Below are 15,366 nucleotides of genomic sequence, written 5' to 3'. Positions count from 1 at the left end.
AGCCTATTAACTTATGCCCTAATAAGCAAGTAAAAGCGATGTTTGGTCACAAGTAGAGGTATTAGTCCCAATCAAATTTATAAAGAATATCAACATTTCGATTCAAGCCACTGGTGACCTCGATATACAATTGCGACAGCAATTGATAGCGTACCGCCACTTCACTTAATGAATCAAAAATACCAACACTGTATTTTACTTGAATGCCCGGTGTAACGTAGCCAGATATTTCAACTTTGGTGTCATCCCCACTGCCGCTTGAGCTTAAACTGACATCAGACAAACCAAAGCTTTCACCAATTTTAGATACCACCCCTTCACTACGATTTACACCTTGAGCAAGCAGTAATTGGGTGAGCATCGCATCGGTTGAGCTATCTCCTTCATCAAGAGGTTGCCCATTTAATAAATAAGCCAATGCTTGGGCTTGGTCCATCGCAGGCTCTGAGAATACTTTTAATGAAGGCTGTTCAACATTGCCTGTTAACGTAATACCTGCAATCACGCCATTCGAGGTGTTGTCTGGATTACGAATTGCCTTAATGTTCAAATACGGTTTATCAATTGAGCCGCTAAAGCCCACCTGACCGGTACGAATTTGCAAGTCTTGACCAAAAGCACGATAGGTACCTTGAACTAGGTTCAACTCACCCGTTGCTATCATCGGCGTAACTTGGTCCATGCTGATATTAATGTTGCCTTCAACTTTCGACTGTAAGCCAAACGAATCAATGCGCACATCATTTTCAACCAACACCTTTAAGTTAATAGCATAATCAAAGGGGACTTTTTCTGACTGTTGCTGCTCAATATCAACAATGACTTCATCATCACTGACTTGCACAGCTCCCTCTGGTAGCTCTTCAATCGCAATACGTCCCCATGGCACGACAACTTGGCCATCAAGATTAAACGCATTATTTTTTAAGGACATTGTTAAGTCTGGAGACACTTTAAAGGTGACATCTTGCTGAGCACGCACAAAAAACTCTTTACCGTTTAACTTCACGTCAACGTCCGGTAAATCTTGCTGCCAATCAACACCGCCAGATAAATTAAGCGCGCCCCCTTCGGTGTCTTTGAGCTCGCCAGTGAGCTTTGCACTTTGGTTATTAAAGGCAATGTTCACATAAGAGTTTTGCAGCGACACCGGCAAGGTTGCCCCTTCTAGATTGATTTTTTCGACATCAAAATCACCATTGAGTAATGGCTCTTTTAAAGTACCTGCGATTGCTAACCGGCCTTTTATGTCGCCTGTTAGTTGCTCAAGTGAAGCTATAAAAGGACGTAGGTTTGTTAACTCAATTTTCTCAATAACCAAGTCGCCCGCTAAGGTCTGTTGATTTTGAATATCATCAATATTGAGCTCTGAGGTTACTTTACCTAACACAGATGAATCTAGAGTGGCATTAAGTTTACCGACTTGTGCATCGCTCATTGCCGAGATATCTAAAACCTCTATAGGTAACTTATAAACATTTGCGTCATCAATTAAAGATGCTTCAAGCTGGTTGGTTTTGATATTGGCACGAATCGTTTTCAATGCACCATTATTCCAATTAGCAACAAACTCCCCGTTTGCATCGCCAGTTACTTTCAAGTTATCGGGTAAGAAGTGTTTAAATTCAGCAATTGATAGCGCAGCAAGCTGTGCATTTAACTGGCCTAATTGCTTAGTTTGCTGCAAGGTCTCAAAGCATAGTTTTGAGTTATCACTTTGCCAGCAATGCGCGCCTACATTAAAGTCAAAGGTTTTGGTATTCACTTGAATATTAACTGGCTTATTAGTGCCAAAGCGCACCTGGTTATCGGTTACAAGAATTTGGCTCAGCGCACCTTGCCAGGTTTCTTTATTAAATTTACCGTCTACATCAAATGATGCCTTGCCTTGATCTGCATCGAGTAAAAAAGTTAAATGGTGATCTGTTTTATCGCCACTGGCATCTAACTCAATTTGGTTAATTTTGTGTTCGCTAATAGATGCAGAATCAAGCACCAGTGACACATCTGTTTGCCAATCGGCTGCGTAATCAAATTGCCCTTTTAATGTTAAACCATCAACCTGAATATCTTGATAGCTCAATGTATTAAGGACTAGATTTAAATCAACCGTTGGCGCAAGACGCTCACCACGTAAGCTCAAATCTGCAAAGCCCTTGCCTTGCATAGGCAAGATATCTTGACCACTAGCATCTAGACGCAATTTACCGTCTACACGCCATACGTCATCAACCTGTCCCGATAGCGCAATTTCATTTTTACCGCTTTTCACTTCAAGTTTTTTAAAACTAGCGTGCAGGCTGCTATCAAGTTCAAAATCCGACAACAAGGTCACTGGCACTTCATTAACTGAACCATTTAATTGCGTGTTATCTAAGGCAAGCTGCCACTCACCTGCCTGTAAATTAAATGAACCATTAAATTCACCAGATAAATCACTGCTTAGTGCATCGGTTAAGTATTGGGCTTTTAAGTGGCTTAAAAGCCCTTTAAACTCGCTTTTTACCCCGTTCGACCAATCAACTGATGCGTTAATGTCTGCTTTACTGTCATTCGCATTTAGGCTTAACTGCTCAAGTTTTGCGTTTGTTAAACTACCTTGTAATTGCGATTTCACGGTCATTGCCGGTAATGCACCTAACTGCGTTACTAGGCTCAAATCAACAGCATAAGCATCGGCATGGCCTTTCGCTTTTAAATAAAAGTCCGATAATTGCAGCTGTTGTGTATCTGTTGCTATTTGCCACTTTGCTATCTGGCCTGTTAAATCAAAGGGGTAATTTGTTTGTTTTAGGTTCACAGCCCCTTTTAACTCTGCTGGATATGCTCCCTGTGTAACTAGGTCTAACTTTAAATCCTCAAGCGGGCCTGAAAGCGATAACTTCGCTTGATGCTCAGTGCTTTTTATAGACACTGCTCCCTCAATTGTATTTTCACCAGAAAGCTCTGCCATTAAATTAGAGTGCAATTGCCATTGCTGATAACTTGCAGCAAGCTTTTCAAGCTTAATATCGCTCCCCTTAGCAGACGCAATTAATTCGATATTTTCGACTAGCTGAGCCTCTTCAGCACCATAAGGAGTAACAGCAACTTTACTGATTTGAAGTTGCTTTAACTCAACATTAATCGGTAGCGTAATATCAAGTGCTGGTAATGCTGGAAGCTCTGTTAATGGCGTTGATTTAGGCTGCTCTTTTGCTTCGTGTAGCATCACAGCAACATCAGCAATGGTCAGTGTATCCACTGTAATATCCGATTCTTCGCCGCGACCACTTAAGTTTAATTTGTTGACTGTTACATCGGCGCTCGGGTGCGCAAGATTAAAGCGATTAATTGCAACGCGTTTAACAGCAACTTTCATTGGTAAGCTAATTGGTGCGGCTTGTGCAACTTCAGGCTCTGTTTCAGAGCCCTGCTCAGTTGATGCAGCTTGGCTTTTAATATTTAAATCTATCGACTGGGCGCTTAAATTATCTAGGCAGATACCATCACAACGCCACCAGAATAAATCAATTTTTAGCTGCTTTGCATAAAGCTTGATGCCTTGATTTTCAAAATGAACATCAAACGCATCGTTATATAAAAAACGCCCAGATGGCAGCTTTATTGTTAAGCCATCAATTAACTTATTAGCTGTGTATGCAATAAAGTGATTACCGGGTGCGGTGAATAGCAAACAAAACACAATGACTAGCAAACTTGCCAGCGTGATTGATAGAACCTTGGTTATCTTTTTTAACATCTTCATTAGATTTCAGGCCCTATGGTAATACTTAATCGGGTACTTTTGCTTTCTTTTGTTAAACCCCAAGCATGGTCGATACGCACAGGACCAACTGGCGTTAAATACCGAAAACCAAAACCGGCACCGACTTCGACGCGGTCACTAAAATCATTCGTCGCAGTACCACTATCGACAAATAAGGCTGCGCGCCAATGCTCAGCGAATTGATAGTTATATTCAACGGTGCCACTCATTAAATATTTACCACCAATTAAACGCCCTTCCTCATCTTCAGGGGAGATAGATTCATAGGCAAAACCACGCACACTTTGATCCCCCCCCGCATAAAAACGAAGCGATAGCGGTACGTTGTTGATGTTATCGACTAGCATGGCGCCAAGATTGGCTCTTAAAAACAGCATATGGCGGTCTGCAAAGGTGGTTAACCACGCATTTTGAAGTTGCAATCGCAAGATATTGGTTGAAGACATCATGTCTTTTAAACCAAATTCGGCCGATACCATCCATTGATAACCTTCATATGGTGTTGTGCCTCCTTCGGTATCCTTTTTCGCATAACTGATACCAGGCATTAGCATTTTTGCGCTTTGCTCTTCATCCCCTATTCGATATGTCTCGTAGTCACGTCTTAAAAAAGCCGTACGTACCCAATCGTCTTCGGTTAGCCACTGTCGCTGTAATTGCCCCGTGAATATTTTGCTATACAAATCATTAGTTACTTCATCTTCGAGTTTGTATCCTACAGAAAAGCGCCATAGATCATCGTTAGGGTCATCTACAGGAACTGTGTAACTCATCGATATATCTTGCTGTTTTTCAGATACATTTAGGTTACTTTCTAAGTAGTGGCCATCTTCAGTGATCCAAGGTTTGGTCCATTTAAAACGAACTTTTGGGCCAAAATCAGTATTAAAGCCACCGCCCACTTCATAGCTATTGGCAGGCTTATGTAGTACATCAACATTAACAGGCACTTGATTATCTTTACGTTTTGCAATGTCTGCATACACACGTACACTGGTAAAATAAGGGGTACTCGATAGCGCTAAGTTGTAATCCGAAACTTCAGTCGCTTTATATGGCTGCCCTTGCTTAAACTCCGCCAGCGAACGAATGTATTTTTCAGCAGGTGTCTCACTACCGATGGTGATAACACCAAACTGATAACGGGGCCCAGTATCGACATTAAAAATGACTTTTGCGCTATTATTTTTTAGCGATACCGCCAATTTATGCTCATGCCATTTTGCATCAAAATAACCTAACTCTAATAGTTGGCTTTCAATGCGTTTTCTTGCGGCCTCATATTTACCGTGATTTAAAAAGTCACCTTGTTTGATTTTGATACTGTTGACGGCAGACATAAATTCAGCGTCATCTTTACCGGCGCCTGTGATAGTGACGTTAATATTTGCAATTCGCGTAGCAGGACCACGTTCAACATCGACAATTAATAGCTGTTGTGCGTTATCGAAACTAATCTTGATAGTCGGTTTGTAATAGCCAAGGGCCTTTAAACTCATTTCTACTTGGCTTTTTGCGTGACGCCTCAACGCCTTGGAAGTTTTTTCATCGACCAGTTGCTTAATGTAAAGCTCAACGTTTTTTTCGAGCTCATCACTGATCCCTTGAATTTTATAATCTTTAATAACCGTTGCCGCACTCAATGCGTACTGGCTGTATGAAAAGCAGATAAACACAAAGACAAAAAAGAAATGCCGAGTATACAAAAAATATCCTTACTTTTTTGGAAGAGTCATAATCTAAAATGAGTACAAAAAGATACTAGCACAGTGCAATAGCCACTGACATAATTGAAATGTTAAAATTAGTACGCGTTAAACAATTATTTTCGCTACAATAGCGGATAATACCTAGATTTATAATGAATGAGCGACTAAATGCACTTCCCTGATGACGAAAACGGTCAATTATTAGCTGAAATTGCTGACGCTGGTGTCGATTTAACCAGTATGCAAACTATCGATTTCTATATTCTTTTTGAACAAAAGCCTGAAGCAGAAAAATTTGCTGAAGCAATTACAAGTGATGAACTTGCCCCTTCAACAGAGTTAGCCAAATGCCCAGATACAGGGGTGTGGGAAGTAATTACTCGTGTGAAGATGGTGCCAGATCACACCTTACTTAGCCAAACAGAACAATACTTAGAAAGCATTGCTAATAGCCATAATGGTTATGGCGATGGTTGGGGGTTGATGGCCGAAGAAGAATAAGCCATTCCCACAATCTCGTAAGGGGATCAATTTAATTGATTCGCCTTACGAAAATTGCCCTGATAATCAAATAGCTTTTCAGCCACTTTCCAACCATATTTTTTATTTTTACGCGCAATCACAAAGTCGGGTGCAAGCAGTTGCTGTTGTAAATTGACAACCTGTTCCGCGCTTTGCCATTCCATTGGGGTAAAACCAGGTGCTGCTCGCTTACCAAACTGCTTATTAAAAATAAATCGTCCGGTGTCATTTGCTAAGTTAAATACCTCATCGCAACTGGCTCCATCTTCATCATAATAGCTAATTTTAAGTAAACCTTTTGCGAGCACTTGAGCTGACAAACCACTACACCTTAATACCAAAGCATCTTTTAAATTTAGTGCTTCTCGTAGTTTATCATCAGGGTCTGCCATCATGGTACCACAGGACTGACACTGCCTTGCAGCAATATCATTTTGTTCACCACACTGCTCACACTCTTTAAACCGAAAACGATAATCGCACTGTACTTGTTCTTCACCATCGTCCAGCAAGCCTTGGCAACGCCTACCAAAATGCTCAACTACTTTGCCTTCGCTGTCTGTTTTACCCCAAAAAATATTCGCAAATCCACAGCCTGGACACAGCACTTGAACAGGCTCATTATCACTTTGCGCTTTTTTACTGCCGACCTCAGGGTAAAACAAATCAAAGCCGTTACCTGCATAATCAATCACTAAGCAGTCTTTTTTTCCTTCGCTTAAACGAAGGCCTCGACCAACAATCTGTTGGTATAAACTGACTGACTCGGTGGGACGTAAAATCGCAATATAATCGACATGAGGCGCATCAAAACCCGTCGTGAGTACAGATACATTTACTAAATACTTTATTTTTTTTGCTTTAAATTGATTAATAATTCGGTCACGCTCGTTATTATCAGTATCACCCGTGATAAGTGCCGTACTATCCTCAGGTAAGTAACTGGTAATTTCTTTGGCATGCATTACGGTTGCTGCGAAGATCATCACGCCATGACGCTGTTCACTGTATTCTATAACTTGCTTGATAATCGCTTTTGTTGCGCGTGTATTATCTTTCAATAACGCATTCATATTCTCAATACTATACCGACCAAATGAATCACTCGGTAATGATGAAAAGTCATAATGGCTAATGGCTGCATCGACTTCATGGGGCGGCGTTAAATAGCCGTTCTTGATCATATAGCGCAGTGGTAACTCAAAAATACACTTTTTAAACGGTGCATCTTTATCACCTCTAACAAAACCATGATAGTGATGATGGTAAACCCAACCCATCCCCATACGAAATGGTGTTGCGGTTAAGCCAAGTACTTTAAGATTGGGATTTTGTTTTTTTAGACTCGCTATCACCAGCCCGTACTGGCTTTGTTCATCACCGCTTACACGGTGGCATTCATCAATGATCAACAAAGAGTAAGCATCAGTGAGCTTTTCTGTATTGCGTGCCAGTGATTGGACACTCGCAAAAGTGACTTGCTCTGTTAAAGACTTTTGCTTTAACCCCGCAGAAAAAATACTCGCCTTAAAACCAAAGCTAATATATTTCTCGGCGTTTTGCTCTACTAACTCTTTAACATGCGCGAGCACCATAATTTTTTGCTTGGCAATGCGCGCAAGTTCAGCAATAACAAGGCTTTTTCCAGCCCCTGTTGGTAAAACAATCAGTGCGGCGTCATCTGTTTGTCGAAAGTGAGCAACCGTGCGTGCTACGGCCTCTTGTTGGTAGGGTCTAAGTACGTACTTCATGTTATCGGACTATAATCGACATAAAAAAGGGAAGCATACGCTTCCCTTGATATTCTTTAAAGCAAAAATTAAGCGAGGTGTTTTGTTAAATCGACACCTTGGAATGCTTTAGGACGTTTGCCACGGCCTGTCCATTCAACAATTTCGCCATTAAATTCGATGCGGTACTTTGGTTTTACCTTAGTACGCTTATCTGTTGAAGCAACATCTTGTAAATCTTCTAATGTAAGTCCTTTTTCTTTTAGTAGATCGAGTACTTCTTTTTTAGCTTCTTGCTGTTGAGTATATTTCTCGATTGCTGTGTCAATTAGCTGTTTTGCTTTTTCTAATTCAGATAATGACGCAGATTTCACAAAAGATCGGATTTCTTTCATTGAGAGCTCTCTTAAGTATTAAAAGTTAAGTTAAATGTTCAACAGTAGCTAGTATATGTGGATTTAATGAAATAATCTATTCCATGTTTATTTTTTATCCTATCTATTTATTATAGCCATAGCTTTATTTTATCTATTACATCCCTTAACTCAGTAATTAATTGTTCCACTATTAATGTATCTTGCTGTTGATTAAAGGTATTTTCTGTTGTCACTATTAGCTCAGATAAAGGTGGGTATTGCAGCATAACAATAGCGCCTTTAAGTTTATGTATTGCAGCAGAAACCCTTTCCAAATTTTGAGCTTCCAAGTGCTCTTGTAGAGTATTTAAATCACTTTGCAAACTGTTAATAAATACGTCGGCAAGCATTTTCGCATCACTCTCATTACCAAAAACAGTTAACCAATGCTGCTTATCTTTTATACCTTGTAAACTGATATCAACGCCTTCACTGCTATTAGGCAAATCATTAGAGCTTAAATCTATAAACTCAGCTAGACGATTATATAATTCATTAAGTTTATAAGGCTTAAATAAAACACTATTCATTCCTGACTTTAATGCTTTGTTAAAACATTCTTTTGAATCATCAGCGGTAAAGCCAATAATTGGCAAATGTTTAAATTTTTCTTGATTGCGTAATTGCTCCGTTAATTTAAACCCATCTAAGTCAGGCATATGACAGTCGGTTAGTAATAAATCAAACTGTCCTGTTTCAAGTGCTCTGAGTGCAGCAATACCATCATCAACCATCACTGCTTTGATAACGAGCTTCTGGCATTGTTTTTCAAGTAATAATTGATTTGTTTTATTATCTTCAGCAATTAATATTTGCCCATGTAACTGAGCATTTTGCGCAGCCAACCCCTCATCATTGCTGGTATGTACATTATCTAAAAGCTCTCTTAGAGTATCTGGATATAATGGCTCTGTAGGTAAAATATGACAGCTACAATTAGCCGGCCTATGCTCTTTTTTTGCACTTGCGACTAAAATGTAGTTGTTGTTTGCAGTACTGATTGATTGCAGCCAATTAGCGCCCCACAGCGTTTTAATATAGCTTTCATCAATAAGAATATTATCTTCCTGCGTAAATGCCTCTTTATCTATTGGCCAACTTAATTGGTGATGCTTTACACCCATATTAGCTAGATTATTTAATAACTGATGGTCTTGAGAACACACAGCCCAATTCACTGATACAGCCTGCAGTTTTTGTTTGCTGACGCTTTTAAGTGGCACAGCAATGTAAACATTGGTACCTTTACCAAAAGTACTTGAAATGGATATTTCACCTTGCATGGCTTCAACAAGTTGCTTTGCCAAGCTCAAGCCTAAGCCTGTACCTCCATGGCGACGTTGAATTGAGTTGTCAGCTTGCTCAAAAGGGGTAAATGTATGCGCCAACTGCTCAGCCGTCATACCTTTACCCGTATCTGATATTTCAACTTTTAAAGACTGCTTCTCAAATAACACATCGCAGCTTATTGAACCGTTTTCAGTAAACTTCACAGCGTTATTTAAAACATTAGAGAGAACCTGCATCAAGTGGCTTATGTCAACAGAAGCTAAGGTATAAGCAGCTGTACGCCATATCACGTTAAACTCAAGCCCTTTTTGCTTAGCTAGGTATTCATGGGCACGCAAAACACGACATAAATGTGCTTCTAGGTCGACCTCACGTAATTCAACTTCAATATTGCCTGTCGTGGTGTTAGCAAAATATAAAATATCATCCACTAATGTGCGAAGCTTGGTTACAGAACTGTCAATGTGCTCAACGAGGTAATGCTGCTCTTCATCAAGCGGTGATGATTTTAACAACTCTATAAAGCCATTTACCCCAGACATTGGCGTTCTTAATTCATGACTCATAGTGGCAATAAAGCGGCTTTTTGCTAGATCAGCTTGATGTGCAAGCTGAGTAGCTTTACTTAAGTCTGCTTGTTGGCGTTTAAGTAAGCTGATGTCCAGCAAGATGCCGTTCCAACGCACACCTTGCTTATCGTCTCGTTTATTAATTTCAGCATTAGCAATATAACGACACCAAATTTGCTGGCCGAGATTATTTATCCGAAACTCAATATCAATCAGTTTGTTAAATTTTGTCGCTGCTTTAAAACTCTTGGCGATTTGCACGCGGTCTTCATCAACAATAAATGGCGAGATACATCCCGTCATACCGCGCTGGTTAATCATTCGTGAAGTGACACCTAATAAGCTCTGCGCGCCCTTACTTATATAGGTATAACATCCCTCACCATTGTCATAATACTCATACTGGAATACGCCGCCGGGTATGGTATCTGTGATGGTTTGTAGAAGCTGTTGAACTGACTGATTCTCACGTTGTAAATGGCGGTGCTCAGTAACATCAGTAAGCACTGTCATGATGCCTGCTAGTTCACCATCTAACCCCACATACGGCTTTTTAGTGTAAAGCAGCTCCAGTTCTTTGCCAGCTTTGTTAGTGTAATTAATATGCTGATTAATGACTTTGCCTGAATTTAAACTTTGTTCATTTTGTGAAATTAGTTTTTTTACGACTTTAATATCGCCGCGCAGATATTGGTTATTTTCATCCCATAAGTGAGCAAAATTTTCTTTGTAGGCACGATTCCACATAACGCGTTTTTGATGCTGATCTTGAATCACCACCATAGTGGGTAAGTCATCAATGAGTTTTTGAGTAAAGTTAAGCTTAATCAATGCCACTTCTTCAGCTTCTTTACGCTTTGCAATTTCGCGATTAATAGTTAACCGCCAGCTAATAAAATAAATCACCGACACAGCGATTAAAATTAAAATAAGAATTGCCGTGGTATTCACTGTTTTGCGGTCGTAGCCACGTTCAATACTAAAAATGCCATGTCGGTTCACAACATGGCTAAAATCGTTGCTGGTCAATGTTTTAAATAAGCTGTCTAGCAAAGTCGCAAACTCTGAAAAGTGCTTATTCACTAAAAAATAAATAGGCTGGGTATACCGGTATTTTGGATTAATATAAAACTCACCAATATAGAATTGGTTTAACTGGTATGCGGCAATACTTTGCGGCAGTATAACAGCATCAATATTGTCATTTCTCAGTGCATAAAATAGCGTTTTAATTGAGTCAAATGATACCGTTTCAACGAGTTCATTCGTTACAAGCTTTTGCTTAGGGTCAGCAAACGCTTCTAAATAACCAATTCGTTTAGTTTTGCTTGCTCGTTTAGAGATTAACACCATCTCTAAACTGTAATGAGCTGGCAATGCTATCAACACCCCCTCATCAATTTTCGTGGGGTTCATGGTCGGAATTAAATCAATTTTATTGGCCAAAAATAGTCGTTCCAACTCTTTCGAATTAGCCGCAGGTATATACTTAAACTGAAAGTCACTGCGCTGAGCTAAAAGCTCAAGAGTATCGTTTAAATAGCCGTCAGCTTCACCTAAATTACTTGTCGCATGAATTGGATAGAGACCATCGACAAAAGAAAATGTCAGTAAGTAATTATTTTCTTCTTTTTTATCAATACGGTTAAAATCACGCTTAAATTGACTATACGCTTTAGCGGCTAAATATTCTTCACTAGCAGAACTTTCCCATAGTTGTTTCGTGGTTGGTGAAATAGCGGCTAATACCGAATTAACTTGATTGCGTAATGCTGTTTTGTTTTTATTAAACATTACATGCAAGGTTTCGCTCGATAGCCAAACTGGGCTCACAACTTTCAGGTTTTCTTGAGAGCGATTTTTTAGTTGATGAGATAATACTGAGTAATCACCCATAAAGGCATCAAACGAGCCATCTGCTACTTTTTTAAAGGCGTCTTCGGGTTTTATAAAACGATTAATAAATAGCGCGCCATTTTCAACTAAATATTCACAATGTGAGCTACCCGTAATGCACACCCAACGTAAGCTCGCTAAGTTTTTCAAAGCATCATTTGCGATAGACTGATTTGCGACAATACCTCTTGGCGCTTCCATGAAGGGTGTTGAAAATAAGAAATGCTTTTTACGCTGTGCGGTTTTATTTAGGCCTACAGCAAAATCGATCTCACCAACTTTAAGCGCATCTAATAACTCATCTAAACTGTCGTAAACACGGTATTCAAGATCGGCTTCAGCCAAGCGAGCGATTTCATTACTATAACCAACAATAACACCCGAAAACTGCCCATCAGCATCCCGGGTATGGTAAGGAAAAAAATTATAGTTAACGATACCCGCTTTTAGAGTTATGCTGGTTGGTTGAGTACTTGCGCTAAATGGTACAAGTAATGAAAGTACTATAAGAAGGGTGAATACAGTAATTTTACTCAACTAAAAGCCTTAACTAATTGTTAGTGGAGAAATTCTAGTATAAGAGATTAACTAAGTTGGTACAAATAACTAATTTTTACTCTAAAAATGCCCTTTCTTCATGATTCAATTACTATCTAAAATTTTGTTGTTTTAGTGTGCAAAAAACAGGCTAATAAAGCCGCACTTTTTTCTTCTCTTATATAGCCAACTTCAAGATCAATATTTTCTTGATTTAACTTATTTATTATTAAGGGCAAGTTATCTGCAGCCTGTGTGAGCTCTTGCAATCGCAATATCAATAATTCGAGCTCCTTTTGAAATAACTTGAATGCTTTAACGAATTGAATTTTTTTACCTTGGTTTTTTTTCAAAAAATCAACAAAAGAAAGTAAGTTAGTTCCTTTCAAGCCATGTATATTTCCACGTCTCTCAAAAGTAAAGCTATCAATAAATTCAAAACTACTCTTGATCAGCTCATGTTCATCTTTAACGAGTGCTCTTGCAAGAACATTCAACCTAGCAAATAGTTTGCTTTTGATTTCATTTGAAATATTAAGAATTTCTTGATTCGATTTGATAATCATCGATTCAGGGTGGTGGCAAATAAATACAAAGTTCCTTTTATATTTTAGTACTCTCATTACTTCTTCTAGGCTTTTATCAATATTGGTGTATTCAATTGCAAACTGAGATATCGCATAGTCAAATCGACAACTTTCAAATGGCAGGAGCTCTGCAGAAACACCAGGTAAAAGCTCACCATTTACCGAGTTAATATAATCCTTATGAATTAAAGCCTTATCGACACCCACACAGTTAAAGCTATGATTTTCTTGTATTAATTCTATTAACGCCCCATTACCAGTACCTATATCGAGCACATTAGAATGTTCAGCTATATTGTCCGCAAATCTTTGCCAAAAATTTTTGAGCTCTCCTTCATAATTAGTTTTGAACCCCCCTCCAAACGACGTCAAATGTCCCTGCTGCCAGTAATTACTCCAATGATCGCTCATTATTGCTCCACAAATAAAAAAGGCTGAATAAATTCAGCCTTTTGCGTTTAATAAACTTAATTAGAAGCTAATTGAATAGCTTACACGATAGTCACGACCAAAGTTATTATATAGGTCTTGATCATCCCAAGTTCCATTTGATGATAATACAGGGTCTTCATCAGTTAAGTTATTAACAGTGAAGGTAAGCGCACCATAAGCACCTGCATTATAAGTGTAGGTTAAGTTGTGTACTAACCAGCTATCAAGTCTACCTGATACATCATATTTAGCACCTGGGATTGGGTTATCATCAGCATCAAGAGGTGCTCTTTCAAACTCACTAGTGCTATCAGTAAATGTTGCATTCCACGCTAGCGAGTGATCTTCATAAGACCAAGCAACTGTAGCAACAGATTTAAGTTCAGGTTGACCTGACCAGCCAGATGTATCTTGAACTCGACCGCCTACCTCTTCTTCATAAGAAAGTACAAAACTATTCACGTTTTGGAAACGGAAATCACCGAAACCTGTTTCAAGGTTTGCTGCAATTGTAAAGTCGATACCTTCAACTTCAAAACCTGCACCATTGAAGTAAGATGTACCCGCTTCAATAAGTGTTCCAGATGCTGCACGCTTCAAGTAGAAAGTATCATTTGAAGTATCTGTGTCTACTGATACTGCAGAGATTAGACCTGCAGCTTCATCAGATAAAAGTGCTTGTAAAGTCTTTTGTTGAATTACATTATCGATTTGTAACTGGAAGTAATCAACTTTGAAAGTAAGGTTGTCGTTTACATCCCAAGCGATACCTAGGTTAGTGTAATCAGACTCTTCCGCATCTAGTTCTGAGTTTTGGGTATAGTAAGTATTGTACTGACGCTCTGTAGTAGATCCATTGGCATAATCAATTGCGTCTTCTGCAGAGAATGAAAGCACGGAAAGACTCAGAGTATGAACCACGGATAACGATGTTATCAGCAACTTGCCAACGTGCAGAGATTGCAGGTGCAATGTTATCGCCGAAATCAGAATAATCATCGTAACGAGCTTTTAAGTTTAGTTCTACTGTTTCTGTTACAGGAAGTACTGATTCGAAGAAGAATGCTGTTACATCACGCTTACCTTCAGAAGAGTTACCTGCTGAACCACCGATTCGACCAGCTTCTGACTGACCATCATAAATATCAGCAAAAGTTTGCTCAAAGTACTCCATACCTACGTAGTGAGCTACTGAACCACCTGGTAGTTCGAATAAATCAAAGCCTAAACCAGCAAAGTATTGGTCAAATGTTGAAGAAGATTGTTGAAGAGTTGTTGCTTTCATATTAGCAATACCTTCTTCAGAATCTAAAGCGATATCATTTTGTTGGTTGTACGCTAGACCAGCATAAGAAAGGTAGTATTCACCAAGTCTGCTTTGTTACGGTGATAGTAAACTTCCCAAGACGCATTGTTCCAGTCCAAATCACCACGAAGACCTGTCGTTAAATCGATATTGTAGTCATCTACGTTGCCGTCACGAGTACCGATACCAACCCAACGGAATAAACCATATGCATCGTCTACGCCGTAAGGGTTATGCGGATTATCAGCTGACATACTCTCCCACGCGGCAGCAGGTGGAGCATATCGACCAAATGATGAGTTTTGAACAAACATTGTTTGGCCAAACCACTCTACGTTATTCATAGTTAGAGCTGATGTAAAGCGTGTTACGGTCAATAGATGCTGTATTGTAAGACACATTACCAAATGCATACATACAGTATTCAGAGCCAGGGCCCCAATCTTCGTTAGCATCTACACGACGGAATGTATCTTCGCCATATTGAGAAATTAAATCATCACATAGTAGAGACGCTTTTGCTTCTGAGAAGTCTGGAGATAAAACAGTTGCACCAAAGTACGACCAACCCACAGTATCTGCTGTGTATGCTTCGATATCGCC

10 protein-coding genes and 1 pseudogene are annotated in these 15,366 nt (G+C 39.4%); 1 reads left to right on the top strand and 10 read right to left on the bottom strand.

The features are described 5' to 3' along the window. Positions 1 to 61 precede the first annotated feature (61 nt). Together AN213_RS19695 and AN213_RS19690 are read right to left on the bottom strand one after the other, a co-directional pair. Positions 62 to 3,748 carry a translocation/assembly module TamB domain-containing protein gene (locus tag AN213_RS19695; RefSeq protein WP_055199447.1) on the bottom strand — a complete coding sequence of 1,229 codons (3,687 nt, stop codon included), beginning with the start codon at positions 3,746 to 3,748 and terminating at the stop codon, positions 62 to 64. Further along, positions 3,748 to 5,475: an autotransporter assembly complex family protein gene (locus AN213_RS19690; RefSeq protein WP_055199446.1), complete on the bottom strand. Its 1,728-nt coding sequence runs from the start codon at positions 5,473 to 5,475 to the stop codon at positions 3,748 to 3,750. The genes AN213_RS19695 and AN213_RS19690 overlap by 1 nt, the downstream gene beginning before the upstream one ends. A 171-nt stretch (positions 5,476 to 5,646) precedes the next feature. Here AN213_RS19690 and AN213_RS19685 point away from each other — a divergent pair, with 171 nt between their 5' ends. Further along, complete coding sequence (locus tag AN213_RS19685) at positions 5,647 to 5,979, top strand: ribonuclease E inhibitor RraB (RefSeq protein ID WP_054564034.1); 333 nt, start codon at positions 5,647 to 5,649, stop codon at positions 5,977 to 5,979. Positions 5,980 to 6,005: 26 nt separating this feature from the next. Here AN213_RS19685 and AN213_RS19680 read toward each other — a convergent pair whose 3' ends face one another. The 8 genes and pseudogenes from AN213_RS19680 to AN213_RS20465 form a co-directional block, all read right to left on the bottom strand. Further along, positions 6,006 to 7,751, bottom strand: a complete 1,746-nt coding sequence (locus tag AN213_RS19680) for a DEAD/DEAH box helicase (protein ID WP_055199445.1) — start codon at positions 7,749 to 7,751, stop codon at positions 6,006 to 6,008. Between the two features lie 68 nt (positions 7,752 to 7,819). Continuing rightward, complete coding sequence (locus tag AN213_RS19675; RefSeq protein ID WP_054564036.1) at positions 7,820 to 8,125, bottom strand: H-NS family nucleoid-associated regulatory protein; 306 nt, start codon at positions 8,123 to 8,125, stop codon at positions 7,820 to 7,822. A gap of 110 nt (positions 8,126 to 8,235) precedes the next feature. Next, the gene (locus AN213_RS19670) at positions 8,236 to 12,438 is read right to left on the bottom strand and encodes an ATP-binding protein (protein ID WP_055199444.1); all 4,203 of its coding nucleotides are present in this window, start codon (positions 12,436 to 12,438) and stop codon (positions 8,236 to 8,238) included. 116 nt (positions 12,439 to 12,554) lie between these two features. Next, positions 12,555 to 13,436, bottom strand: coding sequence for a class I SAM-dependent methyltransferase (locus AN213_RS19665; RefSeq protein ID WP_055199443.1), 882 nt, complete (start codon positions 13,434 to 13,436; stop codon positions 12,555 to 12,557). A gap of 60 nt (positions 13,437 to 13,496) precedes the next feature. Next, positions 13,497 to 14,354, bottom strand: a complete 858-nt coding sequence (locus tag AN213_RS20135; RefSeq protein WP_055199442.1) for a TonB-dependent receptor — start codon at positions 14,352 to 14,354, stop codon at positions 13,497 to 13,499. Beyond that, entirely contained in the window at positions 14,323 to 14,742 is a 420-nt protein-coding gene (locus AN213_RS20490) for a TonB-dependent receptor domain-containing protein (RefSeq protein ID WP_055199441.1), read from the bottom strand. Before AN213_RS20490 ends, AN213_RS20135 begins: the two co-directional genes overlap by 32 nt. Positions 14,743 to 14,795: 53 nt before the next feature. After that, positions 14,796 to 15,107: a hypothetical protein gene (locus AN213_RS20470; RefSeq protein WP_055199440.1), complete on the bottom strand. Its 312-nt coding sequence runs from the start codon at positions 15,105 to 15,107 to the stop codon at positions 14,796 to 14,798. Beyond that, positions 15,100 to 15,366 (bottom strand): annotated as a pseudogene (locus tag AN213_RS20465) (TonB-dependent receptor); the annotation flags it as partial. The gene AN213_RS20470 and the pseudogene AN213_RS20465, both read right to left, overlap by 8 nt.

Source organism: Pseudoalteromonas sp. P1-8 (assembly GCF_001399985.1).
Taxonomy (GTDB): Bacteria; Pseudomonadota; Gammaproteobacteria; order Enterobacterales; family Alteromonadaceae; genus Pseudoalteromonas.
The sequence above is the reverse complement of the archived record's forward strand: the minus strand, read 5'-3'. Positions and strand labels throughout refer to the sequence as shown.

Excerpts from the sequence above, each read along its gene's own strand:
- AN213_RS19685 (WP_054564034.1), top strand. The coding sequence starts at position 5,647 with ATGCACTTCCCTGATGACGAAAACGGTCAATTATTAGCTGAAATTGCT.
- AN213_RS19695 (WP_055199447.1), bottom strand. The coding sequence starts at position 3,748 with ATGAAGATGTTAAAAAAGATAACCAAGGTTCTATCAATCACGCTGGCA.
- AN213_RS19675 (WP_054564036.1), bottom strand. The coding sequence starts at position 8,125 with ATGAAAGAAATCCGATCTTTTGTGAAATCTGCGTCATTATCTGAATTA.
- AN213_RS19680 (WP_055199445.1), bottom strand. The coding sequence starts at position 7,751 with ATGAAGTACGTACTTAGACCCTACCAACAAGAGGCCGTAGCACGCACG.
- AN213_RS20470 (WP_055199440.1), bottom strand. The coding sequence starts at position 15,107 with ATGAATAACGTAGAGTGGTTTGGCCAAACAATGTTTGTTCAAAACTCA.
- AN213_RS19665 (WP_055199443.1), bottom strand. The coding sequence starts at position 13,436 with ATGAGCGATCATTGGAGTAATTACTGGCAGCAGGGACATTTGACGTCG.
- AN213_RS20490 (WP_055199441.1), bottom strand. The coding sequence starts at position 14,742 with ATGAAAGCAACAACTCTTCAACAATCTTCTTCAACATTTGACCAATAC.